This is a genomic window from Streptomyces sp. NPDC021212 (assembly GCF_044332925.1).
Taxonomy (GTDB): Bacteria; Actinomycetota; Actinomycetes; order Streptomycetales; family Streptomycetaceae; genus Streptomyces.
This window is the reverse complement of the sequence record NZ_JBIRPZ010000010.1, coordinates 281,069-294,200: the sequence shown is the minus strand read 5'-3', so window position 1 is coordinate 294,200 and position 13,132 is coordinate 281,069. Positions and strand designations below refer to the sequence as shown.

Sequence of the window (13,132 nt, the reverse complement as noted above, 5' to 3'; positions counted from 1 at the left end):
GGGTTTCCGAACGGTGACGATCGGGGCAGGATGGCCGTGGAGGGCGGCACTCAGTGCCGCCAAAAGGCCCTTCAAACGACCCCGAGTGCACACTCATCACCCGAGTAGGGGAAGGTGGGGGGAGTCAGGGCACCTCGAGGAAGAGAACCGGACGTCGGTGAGGGATGACGTGAGCGACGACAACTCTGTAGTACTGCGGTACGGAGACGACGAATACACCTACCCGGTGGTCGACAGCACCGTCGGCGACAAGGGCTTTGACATCGGCAAGCTGCGTGCCCAGACCGGTCTGGTGACCCTGGACTCCGGTTACGGCAATACCGCCGCGTACAAGTCCGGCGTCACCTACCTGGACGGCGAGCAGGGCATTCTGCGGTACCGCGGGTACCCCATCGAGCAGCTGGCGGAGCGCGCCTCCTTCGTGGAGACTGCCTTCCTCCTGATCAACGGCGAGCTGCCGACGGTCGACGAACTCGCCGCGTTCCGTGAGGACATCACCCGCCACACGCTGCTCCACGAGGACGTCAAACGGTTCTACGACGGCTTCCCGCGGGACGCCCACCCGATGGCGATGCTGTCCTCCGTGGTCAGCGCGCTGTCGACGTTCTACCAGGACAGCCACAACCCGTTCGACGAGAAGCAGCGCAACCTCTCGACGATCCGGCTGATGGCCAAGCTGCCGACCATCGCGGCGTACGCGTACAAGAAGTCGGTCGGTCACCCGTTCGTCTACCCGCGCAACGACCTCGGCTACGTCGAGAACTTCCTGCGGATGACGTTCTCGGTCCCGGCGCAGGAGTACGACCTGGACCCGGTCGTGGTCAGCGCGCTCGACAAGCTGCTGATCCTGCACGCCGACCACGAGCAGAACTGTTCGACCTCCACGGTCCGGCTCGTCGGCTCCTCGCAGGCCAACATGTTCGCCTCCATCTCGGCGGGCATCAACGCCCTGTGGGGCCCGCTGCACGGCGGCGCCAACCAGTCGGTGCTGGAGATGCTCGAGGGCATCCAGGCGTCCGGCGGCGACGTCGACACCTTCATCCGCAAGGTGAAGAACAAGGAAGACGGCGTGAAGCTCATGGGCTTCGGGCACCGCGTCTACAAGAACTTCGACCCCCGGGCGAAGATCATCAAGTCCGCGGCGCACGACGTCCTCTCCGCGCTCGGCAAGTCCGACGAGCTGCTCGACATCGCGCTCAAGCTCGAGGAGCACGCGCTCGCCGACGACTACTTCGTGGAGCGCAAGCTCTACCCGAACGTGGACTTCTACACCGGTCTGATCTACCGGGCGATGGGCTTCCCGACCGAGATGTTCACCGTGCTGTTCGCGCTCGGCCGGCTGCCGGGCTGGATCGCCCAGTGGCACGAGATGATCAAGGAGCCGGGCTCCCGCATCGGCCGCCCGCGCCAGATCTACACGGGCGTCGTCCAGCGCGACTTCGTCCCGGTCGAGGAGCGCTAGAAGACTGCGGCTGAAGACGGCGCCGAGATAAGCCAGAAGCGCCCCGCTGCCGATCCCCCCACGGGTCGGAGCGGGGCGCTTCCCTTGTCCCGGTTCGGATTCCCCCCACGGGATCCGGTCCGGGCGTTCAAGGGGCCCTACGGCCGTACGGACGCGATCTGCCGGGACGCGTACGTACGGGAGGGCCGCTCAAAGCTCCCCGGGTACGTCGCCCCGGCCACGCGTAGCAGGATGCGTCCCCCAAGACGTATCCTCACCGCCCCATTAGACCCGCGACCCCCCTCAATGGTTACGTTGGGTTGTCTGTGATCTGCGTCTCTTGCCATATGGGGGCGTAAAGGGCAAGAGCCCCGATTCAAATATCGAGGCTCTTGTGTATGGGTGTTGTGCGGCTTATGGGGACTTGGTGGAGACCGTGGACGCCGTGAAGGAACGCAGCCGCAGGCTGTTGCTCACGACGAACACGGAGGAGAACGCCATCGCGGCGCCCGCGATCATCGGGTTGAGCAGACCGGCCGCCGCGAGCGGCAGCGCGGCGACGTTGTAGCCGAACGCCCAGAACAGGTTGCCCTTGATGGTGGCCAGGGTCCGGCGGGCCAGCCGGATCGCGTCGGCGGCCACGCGCAGGTCGCCCCGGACGAGGGTGAGGTCGCCGGCCTCGATCGCCGCGTCCGTTCCGGTGCCCATGGCGAGCCCGAGGTCGGCGGTGGCCAGGGCGGCGGCGTCGTTGACCCCGTCGCCGACCATGGCGACCGTCCGGCCCTCGCCCTGCAGCCGCTTCACGACGTCGACCTTGTCCTGCGGCAGGACGTCGGCGATGATCTCGTCGATGCCGACCTCGCGGGCGACCGTCTCGGCGACGCGCCGGTTGTCGCCGGTCAGCAGCACCGGGGTGAGGCCCAGGGCCCGCAGCTGGGCGACGGCTTCGGCGCTGGTCTCCTTGACGGCGTCGGCGACGGTGAGGACGCCGCGGGCCCGCCCGTCCCAGGCCACGGCGACCGCCGTACGGCCTTCCGTCTCGGCCGCGGCCTTGGCGGCCGCCAGGTCCTCCGGCAGGTCGATGGCCCACTGGGCGAGCAGGGTGTCGCGGCCGACGAGCACCGCGTGTCCGTCCACGACGCCCTGGACGCCGAGCCCGGGCACCGATCCGAAGCTCTCGGGCACCGGGAGCGTCCCGGTGCGCTCGGCGGCGCCGTCCGCGATGGCGCGGGCGATGGGGTGCTCGCTGGCGTGCTCGACCGCGCCGGCGAGCCGCAGCAGCTCGTCCTCGCCGGTGCCCGGCGCCGGGATGATCTGGTGCAGCCGCATCCTGCCGGTGGTCACGGTGCCGGTCTTGTCGAGGACGACCGTGTCCACCCGGCGGGTCGACTCCAGCACCTCGGGGCCCTTGATGAGGATGCCCAGCTGGGCGCCGCGGCCGGTGCCGACCATGAGCGCGGTCGGGGTGGCCAGGCCCAGGGCGCACGGGCAGGCGATGATCAGGACGGCGACGGCGGCGGTGAAGGCGGCGGTCGCGTCGCCCGTCGTCAGCCACCAGGCCAGCAGGGTGCCCACGGCGATCAGCAGCACGATCGGCACGAAGACGCCGGAGACCCGGTCGGCGAGCCGCTGCACCTCGGCCTTGCCGTTCTGCGCGTCCTCCACCAGCCGGGCCATCCGGGACAGCTGGGTGTCGGCGCCCACCCGGGTGGCCTCCACGACGATGCGGCCCGCCGTGTTGACGGTCGCGCCCGCGACCGCGTCGCCCACCGCGACGTCCACCGGTACGGATTCGCCGGTCAGCATCGAGGCGTCGACGGCCGAGCTGCCCTCGGCGACCGTGCCGTCGGTGGCGATCTTCTCGCCGGGGCGTACGACGAAGCGGTCCCCGACGGCCAGTTCGCGCACCGGGATCCGTACCTCTTTGCCTCCGCGCAGGACGGCGACGTCCTTGGCGCCCAGCTCCATCAGGGCGCGCAGCGCCGCGCCCGCCCGCCGCTTGGACTTCGCCTCCAGGTAGCGGCCGATGAGGATGAACGTGGTCACTCCGGCGGCGGCCTCCAAGTAGATCGAGGAGGAGCCGTTCGCGCGGGTGACGGTGAGGTCGAAGCCGTGCTGCATGCCGGTCATGCCCGCGTCGCCGAAGAACAGGGCCCACAGGGACCAGCCGAGCGCCGCGAGGGTGCCGAGGGACACCAGGGTGTCCATGGTGGCCGCGCCGTGCCGGGCGTTGGTCCAGGCGGCCTTGTGGAACGGGGTCCCGCCCCAGACGACGACGGGCGCGGCGAGGGTGAGGGAGAGCCACTGCCAGTTGTCGAACTGGAGCGAGGGCACCATCGCCAGCACCACGACCGGCAGGGAGAGGACGAGCGAGACGAGCATGCGGTGGCGCAGCACGTCGTGCTCGCCCGCCGGGGGCGCGGCCTCGGCGCCGTCCGCCCCGCCGTCGGGCGCGGGCGCGGGCTCGGCCGGGGGCGGCTCCTCGGCGGTGTAGCCGGTCTTGACGACCGTGGCGATGAGGTCCGCGACCTCGATGCCGCTGCCGTAGGAGACCTGGGCCTTCTCGGTGGCGAAGTTCACCGTGGCGGTGACGCCGTCCAGCCGGTTGAGCTTCTTCTCGATGCGCGCCGCGCAGGAAGCGCAGGTCATGCCGCCGATGGCCAGCTCGACCCGCGCCTCGTGCCCGGCGACGGGAGCCGTGATGGTCATGCGAGTTCGTAACCTGCTTCGTCGACGGCGGCGCGGACGGCCTCGGCGTCCAGCGGGGCGGCCGAGACGACGGTGACCTGGCCGGTGGAGGCCACGGCCTTGACGGAGCTGACGCCGTCGAGGGCGCCGATTTCCTCGGCGACGGCCCCTTCGCAGTGGCCGCAGGTCATGCCGGTCACCTGGTAGACGGCGGTGACGGTGTTCGCCTCGGGGCTCATGGACTTCTCCTCTGTGGGGGAGTGGCTGACGGTACGCGAGGAGCGCCGGTTGGCGCAGCGCCTCCTGACTATTTCAACTCTATACCCCTAGGGGGTATTCCCGAAAGCCGGGGCCGTGCCGACTTCTGAGAGGGTGCCGTCAGCCTGTGGCGGTCAGTGCCGGACGGGGGCCGCCTCGGTGCCGATGGCGGGGGCCAGGTACCCGTACAGGGCGTTCTTCATCTCGGCGATGTACGCCTCCCGGTCCTCGCCCTCGTGGGAGAGGATCAGTTCAAGACCGGCCTTGAACAGGGTGAACGCCATGGTCGCGGTGCGCGTGCGGCGCTCCGGGGGCAGCTCGGGGGCGTAGGTGCCGATCAGCTCCTCGACCCGGGTCTGCAGCGCGGCGTGCACCGCCGCGTGCTTCTCGGTGACCGTGCCCGGGGTATCGGAGGAGCGGATCAGGGTGAGGAAGACGGGGTTGGCGCAGTTGAACTCGATCAACGGGTCGACGACCACGTCCAGCATCTCGCCCAGCGGCAGCGCGGCGTTCTCGTCGGTGAAGGCCGCGCCGTGGGTGTCCCGCATCTGCTGGGTGAGGCGGTCGCCCAGCTCGACGGCGATGGCCTCCTTGTTCGGGAAGAACTGGTACAGCGTGCCGGGGGAGACCCCGGCCTCGCGGGCGATCGCGTTGGTGCTCGCGGAGGTGTAGCCGGTGCGGCAGAAGACGCTGGCGGCGGCGTCCAGCAACTGCTGGATCCGGCGCTCGCCGCGCGCCTGCCTGCGGCGGGGGCTTACGGGTCGGGCTGCCTGGCTCTCGGTCACAATCCCCAGTTTCCCATGAGCGATTGACAAACACGAGCGACCGCTCGCATTCTTGAAAAATGCGAGCGGCCGCTCGTGTTTGCCGCTTCCGGCAATCGGCGATCCATGCTGCCTGTCCGCTTGCCTGCGCGAGCGGGACCGGCCGCATGGGCACATGTGAAGGGGACACCGCGTCATGACCGATGTCAGTCGGCCGCCCGGCGAGCGGATCGGAGGATGGACGCGCCTGGTCACCGCCAGACCGCGGCTGTCCCTGCTGGTCGCCCTGCTTTTCACGGCGCTGGCCGTCGTGGCCGGGAGCGGAGTCGCCGATCGGCTGTCCGGCGGCGGCTGGGAGGACCCGGCGTCCCAGTCCTCGTACGCCACGAAGGCGCTGGAGAAGCGCTTCCCCGCCTCCCAGCCCAACCTCATCCTGCTCCTCGACAGCGGCGGCACGAAGGTGGACGACCCGAAGGTCGCCACCGAGGCCCGGGCGCTCGCCAAGAAGCTCGCGGGCGAGAAGGCGGTCACCGGCGTCACGTCCTACTGGGACACCGGCGCGTCCGCGCTGCGCAGCAAGGACCGCGGCGAGGCGATCATCGCCGCGCGCATCACCGGCGACGAGACGGCCCAGGGCAAGGCGCTGGACCGCATCGCCCCCGACTACCGCGGGCAGCACGGACCGGTCGAGGTCGCCGTCGGCGGACCGGTCGCGGTCAAGCAGGAGATGCAGACCACCATCCAGGAAGACCTGCTGCGCGCCGAGATGATGGCCCTGCCCGTCACCCTGGTGCTGCTCGTCATGGTCTTCGGCAGCGCGGTAGCCGCCCTGCTGCCGCTCGGCATCGGCGTCATCGCGATCCTGGGCACCGACGCCGTGCTGCGCGTGCTCACCGAGTTCACCGATGTCTCGGTCTTCGCGCAGAACCTGACCACCGCGCTCGGCCTCGGACTCGCCATCGACTACGCCCTGTTCATCGTGCGGCGCTTCCGCGAAGAGCTGGCGGCGGGCGGGGAGACGCTCCCGGCCGTCGCCGCCACCCTGCGCACCGCCGGGCGGACCGTGCTCTTCTCGGCGCTGACCGTCGCCGTCTCGCTCGCCGCGATGATGGTCTTCCCGCAGTACTTCCTGCGCTCCTTCGCCTACGCGGGCATCGCCGTGGTGCTCATCGCCGCGGCCGCCGCCCTGGTGGTGCTGCCCGCCGCGCTCATCCTGCTCGGCGACCGGGTCAACAAGTGGGACCTCACCCGGCTGCTGCGCCGCGGCCGCCCCGCCGGCCGAGGGGCGGACGGGGCCGACGGGGCCGAACCGGGCGCGGGCTGGGGGCGGTTCGCCCGGCTGGTGATGCGGCGCGCCCCCGTCTTCGCGCTGGCCACCGTCGCCGGGCTGGTGGCGCTGGGGCTGCCCTTCCTGCGGGTGGAGTTCGGCACCGCGGACGACCGCCAGTTGCCCTCCGGCGCCGAATCGCACGTGGTCCAGCAGCACATCCGGGACGGCTTCGCGGGCGGACCCGGCGGCGGGGTGGAGATCCTCGCCGAGGGCAGGCCCGGTGCCGCGGCGCTCGCCGACTACAGCGCCAAGGTCTCCGTCCTTCCCGGGGTGCTCCGGGTGGACAGCCCGGCCGGTCACTTCTCGGACGGCCGCCAGGTGAGCAAGCCCGGCCCGGCCGAGGCGGCGCGGGCGGCCGGGGGCGCGGCGTATCTCAGCGTGCAGCCCAAGGGCGAGGGCGTGGAGCCCGCCACCCAGGACCTGGTGCGGGACATCCGCGCCCAGAGTCCCCCGTTCCGCACCTCGGTGACCGGCACCGCCGCCGTCCTGGTGGACACCAAGCAGTCCCTGGGCGAGCGGATCCCCTGGGCCGGGGCGATCATCATCGCCGTCACCCTGCTGCTGGTCTTCCTGCTCACCGGAAGCGTGCTGATCCCGATCCAGGCCGTGCTGCTCAACGCGCTCAGCCTCACCGCGATGTTCGGCGCCATGGTGTGGGTCTTCCAGGAGGGTCATCTGTCCGGGCCACTGGCCTTCACCAGCTCCGGAGACATAGAGACGACCCTGCCGGTGCTGATGTTCTGCGTCGCCTTCGGGCTCTCCATGGACTACGGCGTCTTCCTGCTCTCCCGTATCAAGGAGGAGTACGAGCGCACGGGGGACCATGAGGCGGCGGTGGAGTTCGGGCTGCGGCGCACCGGCGGGCTGATCACGGCGGCGGCGCTGATCCTGGCTGTGGTCATGGTGGCCATCGGCACCTCGCGGGTCACCAACACCAAGATGCTCGGCCTCGGTATCGCCCTGGCCGTCCTGATGGACGCGATGGTGGTGCGCAGTCTGCTGGTGCCGGCGGTGATGAAGCTGACCGGCCGGGCCACCTGGTGGGCCCCGGGCCCGCTGCGGCGGCTGCACACCCGGTTCGGGCTGAGCGAAGGGGAGCCCGCCGCCTCGTCCGCTCCCTCGTCCGGTGCCCCCTCCGATGGCTCCTCTTCCTCTTCCTCCGAAGATCCCGCCGGGGAGGAGAAGGGCAAGGGCCGCCGCCGGGACCGGGTGAGCATTCGCTGAGCCAGCCCGCGCCCGGTGATCGCTAGTCCTTGGTGTCGCGCCGGGCGCGGCGGTTGCCGGGTCTGCGGGCCACCCAGGCCCGGATCGTGTCCGCGTACCAATACGGCTTGCCGCCCTCCACCAGATCGGGGGACGGCATGTGACCGTGCTTGCGATAGGACCGTACGGTGTCGGTCTGCACACCGATATGTGCGGCGATCTCCTTGTAGGACCACAGCCTTCGATCGGTCATCACTCGCGCCCTTTCAGTCGGCCTGTGACCGGTGAACGACGCCGGGTGACGGGCGGCTAGGGGCTGTTGAACACCTGTGACGTAAGACGCGCGGAGATGTGACGGCCGTGACCGCCGGGTGACGCGGCGGCCCAACGGCCTCAAGCCTCCAGGTCGGACATCCGTTTGGTGATCTCGGTGAGCCGCACCGGGCGGTGCTCCTGCCGGGACAGCTCGCACGCCTCGGCCACCAGCAGCGCGTACAGCGCCTGCTGACCGGAGCACGGGTTGGGTGCCTCGCCCCGGGCCGCCTTGACGAAGGCCGCCAGCTCCGCCCGGTACGCGGCCTCGAATCGCTCCAGGAAGTTGGCCCAGGGCCGGGCGGGACCGGGCGGACCGCCCGGTTCGGCCGAGGTGAACGGCGTACGGTCGTCCAGGCCGACCACGAACTGGTCGCGCTCCCCGGACAGTTCCATTCGTACGTCGTAACCGGCGCCGTTGTAGCGGGTGGCGGTCGCGGTGACCAGCGTGCCGTCGTCCAGGGTGAGCAGCGCCGCCGCCGTGTCGACGTCGCCCGCCTCCCGGAAGAAGGCGGCGCCCCCGGCCGAGCCGGAGGCGAACACCTCCACCACCTCACGGCCGGTCAGCCAGCGCACGGCGTCGAAGTCGTGCACCAGGCAGTCCCGGATCAGCCCGCCCGAGTGGGGCAGGAACTCCGGCGGCGGGGGAGCGGCGTCGGAGGTGATCGCCCGCAGGGTGTGCACCCGGCCGAGCCTCCCCTCCCGCAGCGCCTCCCGCGCGGCCTGATATCCGGCGTCGAACCGGCGCTGGAACCCCATCTGGAGCATGGTCCCGGCCCGTTCGACCTCGCGCAGCGCGCGCACCGTGCCCGCGAGGTCCAGGGCGATGGGCTTCTCGCAGTACGTGGGCAGCCCGGCGCGCGCCGCCCGGGTGATCAGTTCGGCGTGGGTGACGGTCGGGGTGGCGATCACCAGGGCGTCGATGCCGTCCTCGAAGACCGCGTCCACCGACGCGGCGGCCCGGGCGCCGACGCGCATCGAGACCTCGGCGGCCCGCCCCGCGTCGGCGTCACCGATCAGCAGGTCGTCGACCCCGTCCGTACCGGTCAGGGCGGCGGCGTGGAAGGCGCCGATGCGGCCCGCGCCGAGGAATCCGATGCGCATGGAGGTGCGTTCCCGTCTGTCGTTACGTCCAGGAGGAGTTACTTCCAGGTGGACAGGTACTCGTCGATCTTCCGGCGCATGAAGCGGGACGATTCGTGGGCCCGGTCCTCCCAGGCGAAGACGCAGGAGGTCAGCGTGCCGTCGAAGTCGTTGTCGCGCAGCGCGCCGAACAGGGCGTCGAAGTCGACCTCGCCCTGCCCGATGTCCAGGTGCTGGTGGATGCGGGCCGGGGAACCGGGCGGGTTGATGATGTAGCGCAGCCCCGAGGACGCGGTGTGATCGAAGGTGTCGGCCAGGTGCACGTTCGTGAGCAGATCGCCCGCGTGCTTGATCAGTCCGGGGGCGTCGTTGCCGTGGTGGAAGGTGTGCGGGGCGCAGTAGAGGTAGGAGACCTGGGGGTGGTTGATGCCCCGGATCATGTTGATCGCCTCGTAGCCCTCCTCGATGAAGTCATCGGGGTGCGGCTCGAGCGTCAGCCGGATGGACTCGCGCTCGAAGACCGGCAGCAGCTCCTCGATCGACCGCCAGAACTGGCTTTCGCTGCGGCTGGGGTCCTCGGGGCGGCCGTTGAACTCCGAGATCATGCTGTCCACGCCCAGATCGGCGGTGATCTGGATGGCCCGCTTCCAGTAGCGGACGGCGGCCTGGCGCTCGTCCTCGTCCGGACCGGACCAGCGGAACAGCGGTAGTACGGAGGAGATCTTCACCCCGGCGGTGTCCAGCGCCTTGCGGAACTGCCGCACCGTGCCGTCGTCCACCCGGGGGTGCTTGAAGAAGGGGATGAAGTCGTCTCGGGGGGACAGCTCGATGTACTCGAAGCCCAGCTCGGCGACGAGGGCCGGGAGTTCGAGCAGGGGCCCCTTGCGCAGCATATGCGGGTCGAGGGCGATCTTCATGAGAAGGAGAAACCTTTCCAACAGGGAAAACGTGCAGGACGTGCGCAAGAGGGAGGGGCGGGCCGGCCGTGGTGGCGGCCGGCCCGCCCGTGGCCGTCAGGCGTAGAAGGCGGGGCGCACGATCATGTCGACGGGCGTGCGCTCGCCGGTGGTCTGCGCCCGCACCCCCGCCTCGCACACGGCGGCCGCGGCGTAGCCGTCCCACGCGCTCGGGCCCTCGACCTCGCCGCGCTTGGTCGCGTTGACCCAGGACTGCACCTCGCGGTCGTACGCCTCCTCGAAGCGGGCCACGAAGTCGGGGGCGATCTCGCCGCCCCAGGTGCCGGGGCGGTTGACCAGCATGCCGTGGGCGTCGCCGACGCGCGCCGTGCCCCGCTCGCAGACCGCCTCGGCCTGCACCTGGTAGCCGAAGCCGCAGGTCGCGAAGATCTCGACGTTGACGATCGCGCCGCCGGTGGTCTCGAAGATCACGACCTGGGGGTCGGCGAGCCCCTCGGGGGCGTGCGAGCTGGGGGTCGGCTTGAGCACGGTGACGTTGGCGATCTCCTGCTCCAGCAGCCAGCGCGACTGGTCCATCTCGTGCACCACGGAGTCGGTGATCAGCATCTCGGTGGTGAAGTACGAGTGCACCGACGCGTTGCGGTGGCGGCAGTGCATCAGCAGCGGCCGGCCCAGCTCACCGGTGGCGAGCAACTCCTTGAGCTTCATGAACTCGGTGTCGTAGCGGCGCATGAAGCCGACCTGGACGCGGCGGTGACCGAGCCGCTGCTCGGCCTCCAGCACCCGCAGCGCGGACTCCGAGTCCGGGGTCAGCGGCTTCTCGCACAGCACCGGCAGATCGTGCTCGAACGCGCTGAGCAGCGCGGCCTCGTGCGCGGGGCCGGGCGAGGCGATCAGCACCGCGTCCACGCCCGGCGCGGCCATGGCGGCGGCCGGGTCGGTGAACGCCTGACAGCCCTCGGAGGTGTCGGCGACGGCCTTGGCGCGGGCCTCGTCGATGTCGACCACGGCAGCCACCCGGGCGCCGCTGATCACGTCGTTGATGCGGCGGACGTGGTCGGCGCCCATCTTGCCGGTCCCGATGACGGCGACCCCGAGCGTGCCCTGCTGGGTCATAGGTGTCTCTCTTCTCTTTCTGCTCGTCCGGAGGGGGCGGAAGGTCAGGCGCCGCAGGAGCGCAGGAAGCGGCGGGTGCGCTCGGCGATCGGGAACGGCTGTTCGGGCGGGCAGGGGTACATGTCCTGCTCGACGATCGCGAACAGGTCCACGTCCAGCTTCTGGGCGGCCGCCAGGACCGGCTCCAGCTCCGGGACGCCCTTCGGCGGCTCGCACATCACGCCGCGCTTGACGGCCGGGCCGAACGGCACGCCGTTCTTGACCACGTCGGCCAGGATCTCCGGGTCGACCTGCTTGAGGTGGAGGTAGCCGATGCGCTCGCCGTAGGTCTCGATGAGCTTGACGCTGTCCCCGCCGCAGTAGGCGTAGTGGCCCGTGTCCAGGCAGAGATTGACCAGGTCGGAGTCGGTGGCGTCGAGGAAGCGGGCCACGTTCTCCTCGCCGTCGATGTGGGTGTCGGCGTGCGGGTGGACGACGATGTCGAGCCCGTAGCGCTCGCGCACCTCACGGCCGAGGCGCTCCATGCCGGTGGACAGATGGCGCCACTGCTCGGCGGTCAGCTCGGGCGGCTCGATGATCTCGGCGGTCTTGTCGTCGCGCCAGAAGGACGGGATGACCACGAGGTGCTTCGCGTTCATGGCCCGGGTCAGCTCCGCCACCTGGGAGACGTGCTCCCAGGTGGCGTCCCAGATCTCGGGGCCGCGATGCAGGGAGGTGAAGATCGTGCCCGCCGAGACGGTGAGGTTCCGGCGGGTGATCTCCTCGGTGAGCCGGGCGGGGTCGGTCGGCAGGTAGCCGTACGGGCCCAGCTCGATCCACTCGTAGCCGGCCTCCGCGACCTCGTCGAGGAAGCGCTGCCAGGGGACCTGCTGCGAGTCGTCGGGGAACCACACCCCCCATGAGTCGGGGGCCGAGCCGACCCGGATGCGGTCCAGAGCGGGTACGGGGGAGGCGGCGGCAGTCATGGAAGGGGGTTCTCCTCTCGCCGGTCGGGGACCGGGGAAGGGGGCAGTGCGGGTCGCTTGCTGTCGGTGCCGGCCGGGGCCCGCGTTTCATGCTGGTTTGGGCAGCTTTACGGGCCGGACCGGTGGCCGTCAAGAGTTCGTCAGGACATTCGGACGTAATGTCAGGATGTCAGGCCGAGGTGTCAGGGCGAAGGGGTGTTGACGACCTCGGGAAGCTCCTCCACATCGACCCCGCGCACCTGAGCGAGTTCGTGCTTGAGGGCGGCCAGCTCGGTGCCCCCGGCCATGTGGTTGGTGAGTTCCTCGAGGCTGACGTCGTCCCGGGCGGCGTTCAGCTCCAGGGCGCCGAGTCGCAGCACCGAGAAGTGGTCGCCGACCATGTACGCGTGGTGCGGGTTGTGGGTGATGAAGATGACGCCCAGGCCGCGCTCGCGGGCCGCCGCGATGTACTTCAGGACGACGCCCGACTGCTTGACGCCCAGCGCCGCGGTGGGCTCGTCCAGGATCAGCACTCTGGCGCCGAAGTACACCGCCCGCGCGATGGCCACGGACTGCCGCTGGCCTCCGGAGAGGGTGCCGATGGGCTGTTCCAGGTTGTCCAGGTGGATGCCCATGGCGGACAGCTCCGCCTGGGTGGTCTCCTTCATCCGCTCGATGTCGAGCCGCCGGACGGGCCAGGGGCCCCGGGTCAGCTCGGAGCCGAGGAAGAAGTTCCGCCACACCGGCATCAGGGGCACCGTGGCCAGGTCCTGGTAGACGGTGGCGATGCCGAGGTTGAGGGCCTCGCGCGGGTTGTTCAGCCGCACCGGCTTGCCGTCGACGACGTACTCGCCCTCGTCGTGCTGGTGCAGCCCGGAGATGATCTTGATGAGGGTGGACTTGCCGGCGCCGTTGTCGCCGAGTACGCAGGTCACCTGGCCCGGCCGGACGTCGAGGTCGATGTTCTCCAGGGCCCGGACGCTGCCGTAGAGCTTGCCGACGCCCTTGAGCTGGACGACCGGCTCCGGGCCGGCCTCGGTGGCGGGGGTGGCCTTCGTGAGGTCGTCTGCGGACAT

General features: G+C 70.5%; 11 protein-coding genes. 2 read left to right on the top strand and 9 right to left on the bottom strand.

What is annotated here, in order from left to right; translation table 11 throughout:
• Positions 1-157: 157 nt before the first annotated feature.
• A complete protein-coding gene (locus ACH4SI_RS27200; protein ID WP_398299980.1) occupies positions 158-1,462 on the top strand; it encodes a citrate synthase in 1,305 nt (434 codons plus the stop codon).
• A 393-nt stretch (positions 1,463-1,855) separates the two neighbouring features.
• On the opposite strand, the gene ACH4SI_RS27195 is transcribed toward ACH4SI_RS27200, so the two are convergent.
• From ACH4SI_RS27195 to ACH4SI_RS27185, 3 genes are all read right to left on the bottom strand, one after another.
• Positions 1,856-4,150: a heavy metal translocating P-type ATPase gene (locus ACH4SI_RS27195; RefSeq protein WP_398299978.1), complete on the bottom strand. Its 2,295-nt coding sequence runs from the start codon at positions 4,148-4,150 to the stop codon at positions 1,856-1,858.
• Positions 4,147-4,368, bottom strand: coding sequence for a heavy-metal-associated domain-containing protein (locus ACH4SI_RS27190; RefSeq protein WP_398299976.1), 222 nt, complete (start codon positions 4,366-4,368; stop codon positions 4,147-4,149). The genes ACH4SI_RS27195 and ACH4SI_RS27190 overlap by 4 nt, the downstream gene beginning before the upstream one ends.
• A 153-nt stretch (positions 4,369-4,521) precedes the next feature.
• Positions 4,522-5,172, bottom strand: a complete 651-nt coding sequence (locus ACH4SI_RS27185; RefSeq protein WP_398299974.1) for a TetR/AcrR family transcriptional regulator — start codon at positions 5,170-5,172, stop codon at positions 4,522-4,524.
• Between the two features lie 175 nt (positions 5,173-5,347).
• Here ACH4SI_RS27185 and ACH4SI_RS27180 point away from each other — a divergent pair, with 175 nt between their 5' ends.
• Positions 5,348-7,705 (top strand): MMPL family transporter, encoded by a 2,358-nt coding sequence (locus tag ACH4SI_RS27180; protein WP_398299972.1) that lies wholly within the window; start codon positions 5,348-5,350, stop codon positions 7,703-7,705.
• Positions 7,706-7,727: 22 nt separating this feature from the next.
• Here ACH4SI_RS27180 and ACH4SI_RS27175 read toward each other — a convergent pair whose 3' ends face one another.
• The 6 genes from ACH4SI_RS27175 to ACH4SI_RS27150 all read right to left on the bottom strand — a co-directional run bounded on the left by ACH4SI_RS27175 (position 7,728) and on the right by ACH4SI_RS27150 (position 13,132).
• The gene (locus tag ACH4SI_RS27175) at positions 7,728-7,937 is read right to left on the bottom strand and encodes a helix-turn-helix transcriptional regulator (RefSeq protein ID WP_398299970.1); all 210 of its coding nucleotides are present in this window, start codon (positions 7,935-7,937) and stop codon (positions 7,728-7,730) included.
• 140 nt (positions 7,938-8,077) lie between these two features.
• A complete protein-coding gene (locus ACH4SI_RS27170; RefSeq protein ID WP_398299968.1) occupies positions 8,078-9,100 on the bottom strand; it encodes a Gfo/Idh/MocA family oxidoreductase in 1,023 nt (340 codons plus the stop codon).
• A 38-nt stretch (positions 9,101-9,138) separates the two neighbouring features.
• Positions 9,139-9,996: a sugar phosphate isomerase/epimerase family protein gene (locus ACH4SI_RS27165; RefSeq protein WP_398299966.1), complete on the bottom strand. Its 858-nt coding sequence runs from the start codon at positions 9,994-9,996 to the stop codon at positions 9,139-9,141.
• Between the two features lie 96 nt (positions 9,997-10,092).
• A complete protein-coding gene (locus ACH4SI_RS27160; protein WP_398299964.1) occupies positions 10,093-11,112 on the bottom strand; it encodes a Gfo/Idh/MocA family protein in 1,020 nt (339 codons plus the stop codon).
• 44 nt (positions 11,113-11,156) lie between these two features.
• Positions 11,157-12,077, bottom strand: a complete 921-nt coding sequence (locus ACH4SI_RS27155; RefSeq protein ID WP_398299962.1) for a sugar phosphate isomerase/epimerase family protein — start codon at positions 12,075-12,077, stop codon at positions 11,157-11,159.
• Between the two features lie 182 nt (positions 12,078-12,259).
• Positions 12,260-13,132 (bottom strand): ATP-binding cassette domain-containing protein, encoded by an 873-nt coding sequence (locus ACH4SI_RS27150; protein WP_398299960.1) that lies wholly within the window; start codon positions 13,130-13,132, stop codon positions 12,260-12,262.